Source organism: Pseudoalteromonas sp. SR45-1 (assembly GCF_014163655.1).
In the GTDB taxonomy this organism is placed as follows: Bacteria; Pseudomonadota; Gammaproteobacteria; order Enterobacterales; family Alteromonadaceae; genus Pseudoalteromonas; species Pseudoalteromonas distincta.
In genome coordinates, this window is the sequence record NZ_JACJDR010000005.1 from 88,975 (window position 1) to 105,625 (window position 16,651).

At 41.0% G+C, this 16,651-nt stretch carries 15 protein-coding genes, 1 tRNA gene and 1 other RNA gene; 15 read left to right on the forward strand and 2 right to left on the reverse strand.

Annotated elements, in window-relative coordinates; all coding sequences use genetic code 11:
• The first annotated feature begins 42 nt into the window (after positions 1 to 42).
• The 4 genes from H5089_RS06985 to H5089_RS07000 all read left to right on the forward strand — a co-directional run bounded on the left by H5089_RS06985 (position 43) and on the right by H5089_RS07000 (position 6,324).
• Positions 43 to 118: transfer RNA gene (locus H5089_RS06985), tRNA-Thr, on the forward strand.
• Positions 119 to 522: 404 nt separating this feature from the next.
• Positions 523 to 1,938, forward strand: coding sequence for a TolC family protein (locus H5089_RS06990; RefSeq protein ID WP_182711834.1), 1,416 nt, complete (start codon positions 523 to 525; stop codon positions 1,936 to 1,938).
• Positions 1,928 to 3,244: an efflux RND transporter periplasmic adaptor subunit gene (locus H5089_RS06995; RefSeq protein WP_182711835.1), complete on the forward strand. Its 1,317-nt coding sequence runs from the start codon at positions 1,928 to 1,930 to the stop codon at positions 3,242 to 3,244. The genes H5089_RS06990 and H5089_RS06995 overlap by 11 nt, the downstream gene beginning before the upstream one ends.
• Positions 3,241 to 6,324, forward strand: coding sequence for an efflux RND transporter permease subunit (locus H5089_RS07000; RefSeq protein WP_182695411.1), 3,084 nt, complete (start codon positions 3,241 to 3,243; stop codon positions 6,322 to 6,324). Before H5089_RS06995 ends, H5089_RS07000 begins: the two co-directional genes overlap by 4 nt.
• Before the next feature lie 137 nt (positions 6,325 to 6,461).
• Here H5089_RS07000 and ssrS read toward each other — a convergent pair.
• Positions 6,462 to 6,644: non-coding RNA, 6S RNA (gene ssrS, locus H5089_RS07005), on the reverse strand.
• A gap of 193 nt (positions 6,645 to 6,837) precedes the next feature.
• Between ssrS and H5089_RS07010 the strand changes: the two genes are divergently transcribed.
• The 4 genes from H5089_RS07010 to H5089_RS07025 are packed head-to-tail and all read left to right on the forward strand — an operon-like array spanning position 6,838 to position 11,118.
• The gene (locus tag H5089_RS07010) at positions 6,838 to 7,401 is read left to right on the forward strand and encodes a UPF0149 family protein (RefSeq protein WP_002962745.1); all 564 of its coding nucleotides are present in this window, start codon (positions 6,838 to 6,840) and stop codon (positions 7,399 to 7,401) included.
• A gap of 28 nt (positions 7,402 to 7,429) precedes the next feature.
• Positions 7,430 to 8,752 carry a Xaa-Pro aminopeptidase gene (pepP, locus tag H5089_RS07015; protein WP_182711836.1) on the forward strand — a complete coding sequence of 441 codons (1,323 nt, stop codon included), beginning with the start codon at positions 7,430 to 7,432 and terminating at the stop codon, positions 8,750 to 8,752.
• 15 nt (positions 8,753 to 8,767) lie between these two features.
• Positions 8,768 to 9,955 carry a 2-octaprenyl-6-methoxyphenyl hydroxylase gene (gene ubiH, locus H5089_RS07020; RefSeq protein WP_182711837.1) on the forward strand — a complete coding sequence of 396 codons (1,188 nt, stop codon included), beginning with the start codon at positions 8,768 to 8,770 and terminating at the stop codon, positions 9,953 to 9,955.
• Entirely contained in the window at positions 9,952 to 11,118 is a 1,167-nt protein-coding gene (locus H5089_RS07025; RefSeq protein ID WP_182711838.1) for an FAD-dependent monooxygenase, read from the forward strand. Before ubiH ends, H5089_RS07025 begins: the two co-directional genes overlap by 4 nt.
• A gap of 269 nt (positions 11,119 to 11,387) precedes the next feature.
• On the opposite strand, the gene H5089_RS07030 is transcribed toward H5089_RS07025, so the two are convergent.
• Entirely contained in the window at positions 11,388 to 12,587 is a 1,200-nt protein-coding gene (locus tag H5089_RS07030) for an alpha/beta hydrolase-fold protein (protein WP_182711839.1), read from the reverse strand.
• A 376-nt stretch (positions 12,588 to 12,963) separates the two neighbouring features.
• On the opposite strand from H5089_RS07030, the gene rpsF reads away from it, so the two are divergent.
• From rpsF to H5089_RS07065, 7 genes are all read left to right on the forward strand, one after another.
• The gene (gene rpsF / locus H5089_RS07035; RefSeq protein ID WP_002962750.1) at positions 12,964 to 13,305 is read left to right on the forward strand and encodes a 30S ribosomal protein S6; all 342 of its coding nucleotides are present in this window, start codon (positions 12,964 to 12,966) and stop codon (positions 13,303 to 13,305) included.
• Positions 13,306 to 13,348: 43 nt separating this feature from the next.
• Entirely contained in the window at positions 13,349 to 13,666 is a 318-nt protein-coding gene (priB, locus tag H5089_RS07040) for a primosomal replication protein N (RefSeq protein ID WP_004588456.1), read from the forward strand.
• Positions 13,667 to 13,678: 12 nt separating this feature from the next.
• A complete protein-coding gene (gene rpsR / locus H5089_RS07045) occupies positions 13,679 to 13,906 on the forward strand; it encodes a 30S ribosomal protein S18 (RefSeq protein ID WP_002962753.1) in 228 nt (75 codons plus the stop codon).
• 35 nt (positions 13,907 to 13,941) lie between these two features.
• Entirely contained in the window at positions 13,942 to 14,394 is a 453-nt protein-coding gene (gene rplI, locus H5089_RS07050) for a 50S ribosomal protein L9 (protein ID WP_002962755.1), read from the forward strand.
• Positions 14,395 to 14,620: 226 nt separating this feature from the next.
• Complete coding sequence (locus H5089_RS07055; RefSeq protein ID WP_182711840.1) at positions 14,621 to 15,169, forward strand: RNA polymerase sigma factor; 549 nt, start codon at positions 14,621 to 14,623, stop codon at positions 15,167 to 15,169.
• The gene (locus H5089_RS07060) at positions 15,156 to 15,638 is read left to right on the forward strand and encodes a hypothetical protein (protein WP_182711841.1); all 483 of its coding nucleotides are present in this window, start codon (positions 15,156 to 15,158) and stop codon (positions 15,636 to 15,638) included. Before H5089_RS07055 ends, H5089_RS07060 begins: the two co-directional genes overlap by 14 nt.
• Before the next feature lie 9 nt (positions 15,639 to 15,647).
• A complete protein-coding gene (locus tag H5089_RS07065; RefSeq protein ID WP_002963051.1) occupies positions 15,648 to 16,586 on the forward strand; it encodes a DUF4097 family beta strand repeat-containing protein in 939 nt (312 codons plus the stop codon).
• The last annotated feature ends 65 nt before the right edge of the window (positions 16,587 to 16,651 follow it).

Genomic DNA, 16,651 nt, shown 5'->3' on the forward strand with positions numbered 1-16,651 from the left:
CAATCTTTAAAATTGAACGTGCCTTAGCACACAGTTTTGTGTGCCGACTTAGCTCAGCTGGTAGAGCAACTGACTTGTAATCAGTAGGTCAACCGTTCGACTCGGTTAGTCGGCACCATTTATTTTAGGTAACTTGAAGCAACTGACTTGTAATCAGTAGTCTGTATAAGTTATCCGTTCGACTCGGTTAGTCGGCACCATTTATTTTAGGTAACTTAAAGCAACTAACTTGTAATCAGTAGTCTGTATAAGTTACCCGCTCGACTTCGTTAGTCGGCACCATTTATTTAAAAGCCTCGCTTATAGCGGGGCTTTTTTGTTTTTGTATAGTTAATCTCTTAAACACATTACAAAAAGTTAATTTTAGTATTAAAAATTGCTGATCATTTACTCATTTTTACCGTATAACTGGCTATTATGTTAATTCATCGCTAGCTATGTAATGTTATGTAAAGTAAGTTGAGCAAAATTTGCCAAAGTGCTTGAATTACGTTCATAAATAGCAGTAATTTAGGTTTAATTATGATCTGGCAATGCAAGCCAACCCTACTGGCAATTAGTGTGATGCTGCTCAGCGGCTGTGCGAGTGATTTAAACTCGTCTCAGCGCATGCAAGTCTCTAATAATATGCCTCAGCAATGGCAGCAAGAAGCATCAAGCTCAGTATTAAAAGTACAAGAGCAATGGCTTACACAATTACAAAATCCTACGCTTAATAAATTTGTACAACAAGCACTTAAAAATAACCAACAGCTTTTGCAAACGAGTTATGATGTTGAAATTCAAAAGCAGCAACTTATAGTCTCGGGCGCTGCACTTTGGCCAAGCCTTGATTTATCAACACGTACAAGCCGTAGTAAAGACAACCGCCCTGTAAGTTACGACAACGCAAGCTCAGCTAGTTTAAACTTAACTTACGAGGTTGATTTATGGGGTAAGCTCTCTGACGCCAAGCGCGAAGCTAATCTTAACTATTTAGCTCAGCAGGCACGGTTTGAGCAAGCTAAACAGCAACTTGTTGCTGATGTAGTAACAGGTTGGTTTGATGTGGTTACGGCGCAGCAATTACTGGATTTATTTAAGCGTCGCGAAGCCAACTCACAACAAAATCTCGATATTATTGAAGCTGGCTATCGCCAAGGCATAAACGAAGCGCTCGATGTGTATTTAGCGCGTAATGAGCTTAATAATGAACGCTCTCGCATTGCCACTCAAAAAGCGAGTTTATCGGCATCAGCACGTGTACTTGAGCGTTTACTTGGTGAATACCCAAAAGGCGCTATTACTGCTAGTAGTGACTTACCTGTTATTAATACCGATATTCCTCTAGGATTACCTTCTGAGCTTATAACGCGAAAACCTACTCTACGTGCAAGTTGGTATGAGCTTTTAGCAGCCGACGCATCATTGGCATATGCGCACAAACAACGCTTTCCAAGTTTAGATTTAACAGCTTCATTAAGTGATAGTACAGACAGAGTAAGCGACTTGTTTTCTCCATCAAGCCTTGCATGGTCTTTGTTAGGTAGTATTTCAGCGCCACTTTTTGAAGGTGGGCGCTTAAAAGCCAACGAAGAAATAGCGCGTCTTAATACTCAAAAGCAAGAGCAGCTTTATTTACAAACGCTTTATGACGCATTTGGTGATGTTGAAAATGCAATTTCGCAGCAGCAGTCCCTCAAAGCTCAATATACAAGCACGTTAGAGGCACAAGAAAACGCACTTGCTGCAGAGCAATTGTCGTTTGAGCAGTATCAAAGTGGCTTGGTAACTTACACGACAGTGCTTGATGCCCAAGACCGTTCTTTTGACGCGCAAAGCTCCTTAATCGATATTAAAAACCAATTAATAGCCAATAGAATTAACCTACACATTGCCCTTGGTGGTGATTTTGCAAAGCCCTCAAGTGAACTAAAGAGCAATAACGATGAAAACTAAAACAGCAAAAATTATTATTCCAGCGGTGGTTATTGTTGCCACAATTTTAATTGTTATGTTTATTAAGGGGAATCCACCAGAGGCTAAACGCTTTGGGACACCTCCGAAGGCATCAATAAGTGTGGCTGCGCTTGAGCTAAAACCACAAAATTATCAAGTTATGATAGACAGCTACGGTACGGTAAAACCACGTACACAAAGTTTGTTAGTGGCTCAGGCATCTGGGCAAATAATTGAAGTAAGTGATGACTTTAGAGAAGGCGGTTTTTTTGAAAAAGGCGATGTACTTTTAAAACTAGACGACAGAGATCATCAGGCTGAAGTTAAATCTGCTCAAGCCAATTTATTAACCGCAGAGCAAGGTTTGCTAGAAGAGAAGGCGCGTGGGCAACAAGCCATTACCGATTGGAAGCGCCTTGGCGGCTCAAATCAGGCAAGCAGCTTAGTACTACGTGAGCCACAACTAGCAGCCGCTGAAGCTGAGGTTTTATCGGCTCAGGCAGCACTTGAAAAAGCGATGCTTGATTTAGAGCGCACTAAAGTAACGGCGCCATATGCGGGGCGTATACTTAGCCGCAGTGTTGATTTAGGGCAAGTTGTTACTAACAACACACAGTTAGCAACCATTTACGCAATCGATAGCGTTGAGATTCGCTTACCAATTAAAAATAAAGATCTCCCATTTGTAAATTTACCAGAGCAGTATCGCGATGGTGCTAAAAACCAAGCGGGTTCAATTGTTAAATTTACTTCTGACTTAGTAGGTGAGCAAACGTGGCAAGGTCAATTAGCACGCACAGAAGGTGCTATAGATGAAGGCGCACAGCAGCTTTATGTAGTTGCTAAAATTAATGACCCGTATAAAGCAACAGCAAATAACCAGTACCCAATAAAAATTGGGCAGTATATAAAAGCGCAAATTACCGGCAGAACAGTATCTAACGCACTTATAATTCCTAACAGTACAATTTATCAAGGAACGTACGTTTACATTGTTGAAGGTGGCGTACTTAAGCGCAAAGACATCACACTAGCTTGGCAAAATGCGACTCAGGCGATGATAAAAACCGGTTTAAACGCAAATGATAAGCTTGTTATTACTCCACTTGGCCAAGTAAGTTCAGGAACTCAAGTAAGTATTTTAGGTGAACAAAGCGCAGATCAACCTAAAAGCCGTGGAGTGAATGGGCAAGGTAAAGGAAAGCGTCTGACTCCAGAGCAGCTTGAACAAAAAGCAAAAGAGCTTGGTATTAGTGTTGAAGAGTTAAAAAAACGCCGTCCAGCAAAGCAAGGAGATAAGCCATGATAGCTTGGTTTGCCAAAAACCATGTTGCTGCTAACTTATTGCTAGTAACACTGCTGCTGTCGGGGCTTTTTAGTTTATCGACTAAAATACCGCTTGAAGTATTCCCTTCATTCGAAACCGACATGATAAGCGTGAACGTAAGTTTGCGCGGTTCAACACCAGAGGATGTAGAGCAAGGCGTAACAATTCGTATAGAAGAAGCCGTACAAGATTTAGAGGGCATAAAGCAAATATTTAGCCGCTCTTCTGAAGGCTCAGGCTCTGTAACAATTGAAGTTGAAACGGGCTACGACCCGCGTGAGCTTTTAGCCGATATTAAAAGTCGTGTAGATGCAATTAATACCTTTCCAGCGGATGCTGAAAAGCCAATAGTGGCGCTTGCTGAGCGAATTCGCGAAGTTATCGCGGTTACCGTATCAAGTGATTACGGCGAAAAAGAAACCCGCGAATACGCAGAAACAGTACGCGATCAAATTCTACGTTTACCAAATGTGACGCAGGTAGAGCTAAGTGGTGTTCGTGATTACGAAATTGCCATTGAAGTAAGCCAAGACGTTCTTCGTCAGTACGATTTAAGCCTTGCACAAATATCGAGTGCTATTGCTAATTCAAGCTCTGATATTTCTGCTGGTAACTTGAAAACTGAAGGTGGGGACGTACTTATAAGCTCTAAAGGGCAAGCATATCGTAAAGATGAATTTGCCAATATTGTTGTTAAAAACCAAGCTGACGGCACGATTATTCGTTTAGGCGATATTGCAATAATTAAAGACGATTTTGAAGAAACCCCAGTACGTACTCGCTTTAATGGTAAGCAGGCTGCATTTATCGACGTATATCGAATTGGTCCGCAAAGTGCGATTACTGTTGCTGACGAAGTTAAAAATTACATAAAAGAGCAACAAAGCTCCCTTCCACAAGGATTTGAACTAAGTTACTGGGATGATGATTCGGAGCTGGTTAAAAGTCGAATTGCCACACTAACGACAAATGCCCTACAAGGCGGTATTTTAGTACTTGCTTTGCTTACTTTGTTTTTACGACCTGCAATTGCATTTTGGGTATTTATTGGTATTCCGGTTTCGTTTATGGGCGCGTTTATAGCGATGCCTATATTTGGCGTAACCCTTAATATTATGAGCTTATTTGGCTTTATATTAGTACTTGGGATTGTTGTTGATGACGCCATAGTTACTGGCGAAAATGTCTATACCCATTTAAAAACAGCTAAGTCGGGCGAGCAGGCTGCAATTTTAGGTACTCAAGAAGTCGCAACACCAGTAACATTTGGTGTATTAACTACCGTTGCCGCCTTTTTACCTTTGGCCTTTATTGAAGGGGCGCGCGGTGCTTTGTTTGCACAAATACCGGTAGTGGTTATTCCGGTATTATTGTTTTCATTGATTGAATCTAAATTTGTACTACCCGCACATTTAAAATATATAAAACTACGCCACGAAAAAGGCGAACCTTCAAAGTTTGATGTTATTCAACAGCGTTTTGCAGATGGATTTGAAAACGCGATTTTAAAATATTACCAACCCACTTTAAATTTAGCACTGCGCCATAAATTGGCTTCGGTAAGTTTGTTTGTTGGTGTGTTTATAATAATTTTAACCATGATCACTAGTGGTTGGACTAAGTTTGTATTTTTCCCGCGTATACCAAGCGAAACAGTCCGCGTTAACTTAACACTACCAACAGGTACGCCGTTTGAAGTCACTAATAAATACGTAATTGATATGTCGCAAAAGGCGCAGCAATTACAAGAAAAATACCGCGACCCAGATACAGGTGAAAGCGTTATTTTAAATATATTAGCCACAACAGGTGGGCGCGGTGGTGTATCTAATTCAGGTTCAGTACGCTTTGAAATAACACCGGCTGAAAAGCGTGAATCAGACATAGGATCAAGAGAGCTAGCCAGCGAATGGCGAGATTTAATTGGTGTCATTCCAGGCGCTGAAAGCTTAACGTTTAGAGCTGAAATTGGCCGAAGTTCTGACCCAATTGACGTGCAGCTGAGCGGGACTTCGTTGACTATTTTACAAGACGTGGCTGATCACATTAAAACCCGTTTATCGACCTACCCAACGGTATTTGATATTGCCGATAGCATGTCTGATGGTAAAGAAGAGTTACAAATAGAGCTTACGCAGCAAGGCTTAGCGCTGGGCTTAAATAGAGTCAATGTTGCAGGTCAAGTGCGTAACTCGTTCTTTGGCTCGCAAGTCCAACGTATTCAGCGCGGACGTGATGATGTACGAGTAATGGTACGCTTGCCCATAGACGAGCGCCGCTCTGTAGCCGATTTACAAAATATACTCATCAATACACCTACTGGTGGCTCGGTGCCGTTATCGCATGTTGCAACCCTTACCGCAGGGCAAAGCCCGTCAACTATTAACCGAATAGACCGCTACCGTACTTTAAATGTAACAGCGGATATCGAAAAAAATAACACCAACATGACCATACTTCAGGCTGACCTAACGGAGTATTTAGATGAATTAATGCAGCAATATCCTGGAGTAGATTACAAACTAGAAGGTGAGGCTAAAGAGCAGCGAGAGTCGTTTGGGTCATTGGCTTGGGCGCTTGTGTTTGTATTTTTCATAATTTATGCGCTATTAGCAATACCGCTTAAATCTTACTTACAGCCAATTATAGTAATGAGTGTAATTCCATTTGGCATGATAGGTGCTGTAGTCGGGCATTGGATTATGGGCATGGATTTAACCATTATGAGCTTGCTTGGTATGCTCGCTTTAACTGGGGTGGTAGTAAATGACTCCCTTGTACTAGTTGATTTTATCAATAAAAAGCGCAGTGAAGGCGGCAAATTACTAGATGCGGTTAAAATTGCAGGTGCATCGCGTTTTCGCCCTGTAATGCTAACTAGTTTAACGACCTTTATTGGCTTAATGCCGTTATTATTTGAAAAAGCGACTCAGGCGCAGTTTTTAATACCTATGGCGGTAAGTCTAGGGTTTGGGATTATTTTTGCGACCTTTATTACTTTATTGTTAGTGCCAATAAACTACATGATGATGGAGCGCTTTCAAGGTTGGTTTAAGTAAATAAGCGTAAGCATTTAAAATTTAGCTGTAAGTAAGAAATTGCTTGCAGCTTTTTTTTGCCAAAAATTATAAAAATAATGTACGAAGGTATAGCAAAAAAATGAATAAGTAATAAGAGGGAGTATAAAAATAAGAAGGTGTTCCCCAAGATACGGTACCCGGTTTCAGTCCTGAAACCAGAAGGTTTCAGGGCGGAAATCTGCGGTTTACCGTAGGCTTCTCGGTACATGCCGAGCTTGCACAATAGTAGACGAACAGAAATCCTGGTATAAAATTTATCGGCTCAGGGACTTAACCAAGCTCCGGTACCCCAGGGAACAATTTAAGTATATAAGACATAATCCAATCCTTAAACCCTAAACGTAAAAAATTAAACCGTTCGCTTAGTTTTCCCGCACCTTTAACTCGTCATTTACTTTATCGCATGGTTTTTGAGCTTGATCATACAATTAATTGGAGTTGCTTTTTATCGAGTGGTAGCATTGCCTTAACTTGCAAAGCGAAGATTCGATTATGAACGATTTACCCGATTACGAAAAAGCTCAACTGCTTTTAGAAAAAAACGAAATATTTGTATCACCTGCCGAAGCGCATGGTGTAATTAGTGGTTTACTTGCGTGTGGTTTAACCATTGACGACAAAGAATACTTAGGCCTTTTGAGCGATGTGTTTAACGATGGTGAATCATTTAGTAACGATTTAAAGCAGTTTTTTGGCACTATTTATAAGCAAGTAGTTGCGAGCTTTAATGATGACGAATTTCAGTTTGATTTATTTTTACCAAACGATGACGAAACACTCATCGATCAGGCTAATGGCCTCGTATCATGGGTAGCAGGGTTTATGCTTGGTTTTGGCTTAAAGCAAAAAGATTACGGTAAGTTATCAAGCGATGTTAAAGAGGTTATTACTGACTTTAGCGAAATCACTCGCCTAGATACCACTTTTGAAGAAACCGAAGAAGACAGCCAAGCGCTGCACGAAGTGATTGAATATGTGCGCGTATCAGCACTACTTTGTTTCGCAGAGCTTGGTAAAGAGCAAAACACGCAAAGTACTAAAAAAACACTTCATTAGTTTAAAAAGTTAAACGGATTGGTTAATAATGGTTGAAGTACAAAAGTCAGAATTTAAAGCACGCCGCGAGCGTTTACTTGCGCAAATGGATAAAAATAGCGTTGCTATTATTCCTGCTGCGAGCGAAGTGACGCGTAGCCGCGATACCGAATATGCATTTAGACAAGATAGCGACTTTTTCTATTTAACAGGCTTTAACGAACCCGACGCTGTACTTGTACTATGTAACAACAGCGATGCACCCAGTACTTTATTTTGCTTAGATAAAGACAAGCTTGCAGAAATTTGGCATGGCCGCAGAGTTGGCTTTGATAAAGCTAAAAGCGACTACTTGTTTGATGAAGCTTACCCGCTAAGTGAATTAAACGATAAGCTGCTCGATATACTAAATGAAAAAGATGCGATTTATTTTGCACAAGGTGCTTATCCTTCATTTGATACCAAAGTGTTTACGTTACTAGGTACACTTAGAAGTGGTGCGCGAAAAGGCCTCAAAGCACCGAGTACTTTAAAAGAAATACGCGGCCTTATTCATGAAATGCGTTTGTTTAAATCGACAAGCGAGATAGATGTTATGCGAGAAGGTTGTGAAATTAGTGCGCGAGGGCATATGCGCGCTATGCGTTTTTCACACCCCGGAGCTACTGAATTTCAGCTAGAGGCTGAGCTGCATCATCATTATGCCATGAATGGTGCGCCGCACCCGGCGTACGGCACAATTGTTGGTAGTGGCGACAACGCCAATATTTTACATTACACGCAAAATAGCGACGTATTAAAAAATGGCGACCTGGTACTTATAGACTCCGGTTGTGAGCTACAAGGTTACGCCGCCGATATTACACGTACTTTTCCAGTAAATGGTCAATTTAGCGAAGAGCAAGCCGCGCTTTATAATATTGTTCTTAAAGCGCAAGAAGTTGCTTTTGATGAAGTAAAACCAGGTGGTTACATGTCGCATGCTAATAAACTCGCAATGGAAGTAATGACTCAAGGTTTACTTGATTTAGGTATTTTAACCGGCGACTTTGACGAGCTAATGGCAAAAGGGGCATGTAAAGAATATTACATGCACGGGCTGGGGCATTGGCTTGGTTTAGATGTACATGATGTTGGCGATTACAAAGTAAATAACGTTGAGCGTGCATTTGAGCCGGGTATGGTACTCACTATAGAGCCTGGGCTTTATATCAGCGAAGACTCAAGCGCACCGCAAAAATATAAAGGCATTGGTATTCGTATTGAAGATAACTTGCTAGTTACCGAAACAGGCCATGAAAACTTGACCCTAAGCGTGCCTAAAAAAATTAGCGATATAGAAGCACTTATGCAAAGTGCTAAAAACGTATAAAGCTCGGAGAGTAAAGTGGCTAAGCAGTTTGATGTAGTTGTTATTGGCGGTGGTTTAGCGGGAGCAAGCTGCGCGTTAAGTGTGGCTAAAACTAATCCCGCGTTAAATATTGCCGTTGTAGAAGCTAATCAAGTTACCGGCGATTACCACCCAAGCTTTGACGACAGAAGCATTGCACTTGCTCAGCAATCGGTAGAGTATTTACAAAGCCTCAATTTATTTGAACAAAATGCCCCTTACACCGCCGCAATCAAAAAAGTGAGCGTGTCTGATAGAGGGCACTTTGGCAAAGCGCACATTAATTGCGACGAATTTTCTAAGCCTTCACTTGGTTACGTAGTAGAAGTTAACCCTTTTGGCCGAGCGCTCCACCTGCGTTTAACGCAATCAAATATTACGCTTTTGTGCCCCGATAGCGTAATTGCCATTGAGCAAACTCTGCATAGCAATACACTTACCCTGCAAAGCGGCGAGCAATTAAACGCAGCGCTATTGGTTATTGCTGATGGTGCACAATCACCCACACGTAATTTACTTGAGCTTGGCTTTAATACCCAGCCTTATGAACAAGGCGCAATTATTGCCAATGTAGAAGTAGTTGGTGGGCATAATAATCATGCCTTTGAGCGTTTTACACAAAGCGGGCCTATGGCGTTATTACCCATGAGCAATAACCGTTATTCGTTGGTGTGGTGTATGAGCCAAGATCAGGTTGAACAGCACATGGCACTTAATGAACAAGACTTTATAAGTGCCCTACAAAGTGCGTTTGGTTATCGCGGTGGTCAATTTACTAAAGTAGGCATGCGCACGAGTTACCCGCTCGTTTACGGGCAAGTCGAGTCTTTGACTGCGCACCGTACAGTGGTTATTGGTAATGCCGCACATGCTATTCATCCTATTGCAGGGCAAGGTTTTAATTTAGGCCTTCGCGACGTGCAAGTACTAAGTAATTTAATAGCAAACAGCCAACACGGTTTAGGCAGCTATGCGTTTACACGTGAATATTCTAAAAAGCGCAGTGATGATATAAAAACCGTAATGAGTTTAACCGATGCACTTGTTAGGCTTTTTTCAAACTCATCGCGAGTGCTCGCATTGGGGCGCAGTATTGGGTTGTTTTCGATGGATTTATTTCCCGCATTAAAAGCGCCATTAGCCAAACAGTTAATGGGGCAAGTTAAACAAGGTAGGCGTTTATGAAGCAAGCACAGGTTTGTATTGTAGGTGGTGGCTGTGTAGGGCTAACACTGGCACTTGGATTGGCAAAAGCCGATATAAGCGTAGTTGTACTCGACGGCGCACCAACACAAGCGTTGCCAACTGACGAATATGGTTTGCGCGTAAGCGCGCTAAGCATTGCAAGTCAAACCTTGCTTGAGCAATTAAATGTATGGCCCGAAATTATCGCACAGCGAGCGTGCGCTTATACGCATATGGATGTACGTGATGCCGACAGTTTTGGCAAAATAGCGTTTGATAACAAACAACTTGAGCTTGAGCATTTAGGCCATATTGTTGAAAACGACATTATCCGCTACGCGCTTATAACAGTGCTAGAGCAACAACCAAGTGCCACGCTAATGTTTGATACGCAGTATCAGCAAATACATCAAAGCGAATCAGATGTATTTATAACGCTTAAAAGCGGCGAGCCAATTATTGCAAAACTGCTGGTGGCCGCTGATGGGGCAAACTCAGCTATTCGCAAACAATTTAATATGGCACTTAGCTTTAAAGATTACGATCACCATGCGCTAGTTGCGACTGTTAAAACTAAAGAGACGCACGCAAATACCGCACGCCAAGTGTTTTTACCAACCGGGCCGCTGGCATTTTTACCTCTGAGCGATGCAAATACCCATTCAATAGTATGGTCTACTAGCCCCAACCACTGCGATGAGCTGCTTGCAATGGATGACAGCAGCTTTAATAAAGCCGTAATGGCAGCCATAGATGGCCAATGCGGGCTATGTGAAGTGCAAAGTGCGCGCGCAGCTTTCCCACTTAAAATGCGCTACGCTCAGCAATGGGTTTCAGGCAAAGTGGTCCTCATTGGCGATGCTGCACATACAATCCATCCACTTGCAGGGCTTGGTATGAATCTAGGCCTAAAAGATGCGGCTTATTTAATTGAGCTACTCACAAGTGATAGTAAGGAGTTTGCAAGCACGCGCACACTTCGCGATTACGAACGTACCCGTAAGCTCGATGCGCAAAAGCACATAGCCATGATGCAAGGGTTAAAAGAGCTATTTGAAGGTGCAAACCCGATTAAAAAACTTATCCGCGGAGTAGGGCTATCATTAGTTGATAATTTAGGCCCAATAAAACACCTGTTCGCCAAAGAAGCGATAGGAAAGTAACGTAGGTTGGGTTGAGCGAAGCGAAACCCAACGGATAAAGTAAAGCGATGAGCTTGATTAAAAAAACCGATGTTTAATTTAAACATCGGTTTTTTTTATGAAGGTTTTAAATATATTAAAAGCTGCGCTTTTCACGCGAGCAAGCTCAGCGTCTATATGCAAAGTTTAACACTGAGCTTAATTTTACCTGTAGGCGTTTAGCTTGCTGACGCGACGAGCCTAGCTCGTAATTACTATCGTTAGCTAAAAAGCGCTTTGCGTTAAATCAGTTACAAATTCTTTTGTGCTTCATTCACCATATCCTTGAGAGCATCAATTAACATTGGATCTCGCGAGTTTTGCTTAGCAAGTTCTAATGCGTGTTTCATACTAGTGACGGCTTCTTTGAACTGCTTATTTGCAGTATAGCCTTGCGATAAACGCATGTGAGAATAGGCTGCATTTGGGTAATGGGTAGTAAAGTGTTTAAGCGTGGTAATAGCTTTGGCTGTGTTACCAAATTTTTGCTGGCTATGAGCAAATTCTACATATACATCTTGTGGAATTTTAAGCTCAAACCCATATTTATCACTCAGTGCTTGGTAGTAACCTGTAATAAGCGATACATCAGCAAATCTTCCGTGCTCGTCAGTAACGCTAAAAATTAGGTCGCCAAATAAGTGAATTAGGCTATCGCTAAGGGCTGGTAGTATGGTGCCCATATGACTAAAAGTAGGGTAATGCTTATATTCCCATTTTAGCTGTGTTGGCATTTGTTGTTCTAAATTTACTAAAGTATTTAATACACCTGTATAAAAGCGTGACCCTTCACTTGCTACACTAATAAATAACGATTGACCGCCTTTAGGGCTTTTAGTGTATTTTATAATATTATTTTTTAATTCTTCATCACTCCACCAACTGTTTGGGCTTATAGCTATATAGTTATTAAATAACGCAGGCTGATTAACTAAAGTATAAAGCGCTAAAGTACCTGCATTAGAGTGGCCAATTAACGTGTTGTAGCCGTTAGTTGAGTAGTTAGAATTTATGTATGGCATAAGTTCGTCAGAAACAAATTTCAAAAACTCGTCAGTTTGCCCCGCTTCAGGCCATTTATTTTTTACAAAGGTTTGAAACTCAGTCTTAGGCTCACCATCTACTTTAGGTAAGTAATCACGAACGCGGTTAGTTGTATCAATACCAACAAGCAAGGCATTAGGTATCTGCTCGTAATCAACAAGGGATTTAATAACACCAGACGCCGTATGAAAATGCTCAACACCATCAAGTAAATAAATAACATAAAGCGGCTGATCGTCTTTTACAGTGTCAGGTATGAAAATTTTAATGGGTCTGTCTTCGTTAAGTATTTTTGATTGCAGAATGACTTTTTTACCAACGGTTATGTCAGTTGTATTGGTTTTTGCGTGGCTTAAAAATGGTGTACTAAAAGTAAGTATTAATACAAGCGATAGTAAGAGCTTCATAAATATCCTTATTTAATAATGTATTGCTTAATAATTGCACGGCTTTAAGTTTGAGTAAATACTTATATTTTGAGGCAGGTGTTAGACTTAAGTAATTCAAAGCTGCGCTTTTTTATGCGCGCAAGCTTGGCGTATATGATAAATATTAAACTGCGAGTTTAGCTTTTCCTTTAGGCCTACGGCTTGCTAACGGGATGAGCGAAGCTCGTAATAATTGCCTTTAAACTCTTATCTATAAAAGCTTAAAAAACCTGCTTGCTTAATTATCCGTCTAAGCGTAAAATGCGCGCTCATTTCGGCTTTTAAACTATTAATTCCTTGCCTTAAACCGACCGGCCGAAACGGTAGAAGGCTCTATTAACCGTAAGGAATATCCATGCGTCATTACGAAATCGTATTCATGGTTCACCCTGATCAGAGTGAGCAAGTAACTGGTATGATCGAACGTTATACTGGTTCTATCACTGAAGCTGGTGGTACTATCCACCGTCTTGAAGACTGGGGCCGCCGTCAACTGGCTTACCCAATCAACAAGCTTCATAAAGCTCATTATGTTCTTATGAACGTTGAAGCACCTACTGAAGTAATCAGCGAGCTAGAAACTACTTTCCGCTACAACGATGCAGTGCTTCGTAACTTAGTTATGCGTACTAAAAATGCTGTAACTGAAGCGTCTCCTCTTGCAAGAGAAGAGAAGAAAGAAGCACCAGCTGCTTAATTGTTTTGAGTCCTAGCATGGCATGTAGTCAGCAGTTATTATAATGGTTAGCCCATATATGAATCAGCTGGTTATATCTGGGGTAGTTTGTAAAACTCCCAAGTTTAGCCAAAGCCCTGCTGGCATCCCGCATTGTATTTTTGTTGTAGAACATAAATCAATGCAAACCGAAGCAGACCTTAACCGTAATAGTTATGTGAGGCTTCAGGTAGTTGCCAGTGGAAAGCAAATGCAACAACAGACTCAACATTTGCACGTTGGGCAGGCATTGCAAGTGAGTGGTTTTTTAAATCGCCACGAAGGTCGTAACGGCCTTAGCCAATTGGTTTTGCATGCTCAGCATATAGAAAGAATTATTTGAGGAATTAATCTCATGGCACGTTATTTCAGACGTCGTAAGTTCTGCCGCTTTAAAGCGGAAGGCGTACAACAAATCGATTACAAAGATCTAGCTACTCTTAGAAACTATGTTACAGAAAGTGGCAAAATCGTACCTAGCCGTATCACAGGTACTAGCGCTAAATATCAGCGCCAGCTAGCAACTGCTATTAAGCGTGCTCGCTACTTAGCCCTTCTTCCATACACTGACTTACATAAGTAAGCAGCGGATTAACAGTTTTTAAAAGGTGTAGAAACATGCAAGTTATTCTACTAGATAAGATCGCTAACCTAGGTAGCCTAGGTGAACAGGTTGTAGTTAAATCTGGTTTCGCACGTAACTTCCTTTTCCCGCAAGGTAAGGCAGTTCCTGCGACTAAAGCTAACATTGAAACGTTTGACGCTCGTCGTGCAGAACTTGAAGCGAAAATCGCTGAACAGTTAGTTGCTGCACAAGCACGCGCTGAAAAACTAGAAGCATTAGCAGAAGTTACATTAGTATCTAAAGCTGGTGACGAAGGTAAGTTATTCGGTTCAATCGGTACTCGTGACATCGCTGACGCTATCTCAGCTGTTGGTGTTGAAGTTGCTAAGTCAGAAGTTCGTTTGCCTCTAGGTACTATCCGTGAGACTGGTGAATTTGACGTATCAATTTCAGTTCACTCAGACGTAACGGCTACTATCAAAGTAATCGTAATCGCTGAAGCTTAATTTTTAATTAAGCTAAAAAAGCCGTGCTATTAGCACGGCTTTTTTGTGCCTATAATTTGGCTAACTTCATTAGTTGAGGGCACAATTTAATACAACCTCGCATAAGCCCCTTTTTATTCAATTATTTTTTCATTCCTTTTAAACCTTTTCGAACTGTCATTACGTCTAACTTATCAATACACTTAAATAGCAACTCAACAATAATAATTAAAAGGCGGCATCACGGATGTTACACGTTAAACCCGACCCAGCGCCTTTGTGCGAAGCTGCACTCATTGAGCGAGTTAAATCGGGTGATCAAGGCGCATACACAATGCTTTATGAGTTACATATAAAACGAGTATACGGTTTATGTTTACGCTTATTAGCAGACCAAGCACACGCCGAAGACGCCGCCCAAGAGGTATTTGTACAGGTATGGCATAAAATAGCATTGTTTGATGGGCGTTCGCAGTTTTCTACTTGGCTATATAGTGTTGCCAGTAATGTAGCGATAAGTTACCTGCGCAAGCAAAAAAACTGGTTACAAAAAGTAGTAAGTATTGAACACAGCGGTATGGATGAGCAATCAGCTAACGACTGCAAAGGCTTAAATGGCCTCGATAAGTTAATAGTAAGGCTTCCTGAGCGCGCACGTATGGTATTTGTATTATTTGCTATTGAAGGTTACAGGCACGAGGAAATCGCGGAGCAATTAGGTATGGCTGTTGGTTCAAGTAAGTCACAATATCATCGTGCTAGGCAGTTATTACAAGAGTGGTATGAAAATGAGTAAACCAAACTTTAACGACTACTTAAATAAGTCATTAAACACGCTTGATAAAGAAATTACGCCACAAAAAGATTTATGGGCGGGGATTGATCGAGCAATTGTTAATAATAAGCAGAACCCAAACAGCACTATTATTTGGCCAAAACTAACGGCAATAGCAGCGTGTACTGTGGCTGCTTTAATTGCTGTTAATATATTTGTTATAGCACCTGAACCACAGCCCGTAGTGGCTATAAGTGATTACTTTTCGGCTCAAAAAAATAGTTTGTTAGTTGAATACGAAAATAAAGAAGCATTAACCACTAACTGGCAAACGCAACTACAAGAACTTGAAGAAGCTGAGCAAGCAATAAAGCAAGCTCTTGAAAACGAACCACAAAACCAAGCGCTACTGACAATGTTAGCGCAAATATATCAACAACAACTTGATTTAATTAACAAGGTGCACGCGCCACGTTGGCAGCACATTTAGGAGTACGATATGAAAGCGATTTTATTAGGACTGAGCTTATTTCCACTGGCGGCATTTGCGGGTGAAAAAATAGATAAGCAAATAGACGTACCAAGTGGCGGCACTATTTTTATTGAAAACCAACGCGGTGATATACATATTACAGGCTGGGATAAAAACGAATTTAAAGTATCTGGCGAGCTTGATGATAAAGCACAGGGTTATGAGCTTAAAACAAGTGGTGATAAAACCCAGTTTATTGTAAAAATGCCCCGTAAATCAAATTGGGGCAATAGTGGTGACGGCTCAAACCTAACTATATTTATGCCTAAAAGCAGTAGTTTAGAGTTTGCTGGCGTTAATGTATCGGTGACTGCAAAGGAGCTTAAAAACGGCGCTGAAGTTGATGTGGTTAACGGCGAAATTACGGTAGATGATATTACTGGCAACATTAAGCTCACCACTGTAAATGGTGATGTGAACGCTGAGAACTTAAACGGGAATATTCAGTTTGAAACCGTAAATGGTGAAATTAACGATAGGCAATCAAGTGGTGAGCTGCGTTTTAGCGCTGTTAATGGTGATATTAAATCAACTTCAAGCGCTAATGATGTACGCCTTGAAAACGTAAATGGCGATATAGAATTTACGCTATCGGCTATTAAAAACCTACGTATTAATACGGTCAATGGCGAAGCAGAAGTACAGATTAACGAGCTTTTAAAAGGCGGTGATGTACGTTTTGAATCAGTAAGTGGTGATGCCGACTTTTATTTCCCACAAAGTGTATCAGCAAAGTTTGAAATTAAAGCCCATGCTAATGGTAAAATCATTAACAAAGTCAGTAGTGACAAAGTCAGTAAAGCTAAATATGGCCCAGCCAGTGATTTAGAGTTTAGTATCAATGGCGGTAATGCAAATGTTGAAATGGATACCATTAGTGGACGAATAGAGCTTCGTACCAAATAACACTCATTCCCCATCACGATTACAAAAAGCAGGAAAGATTTCCTGCTTTTCTATTTGCACAGCCC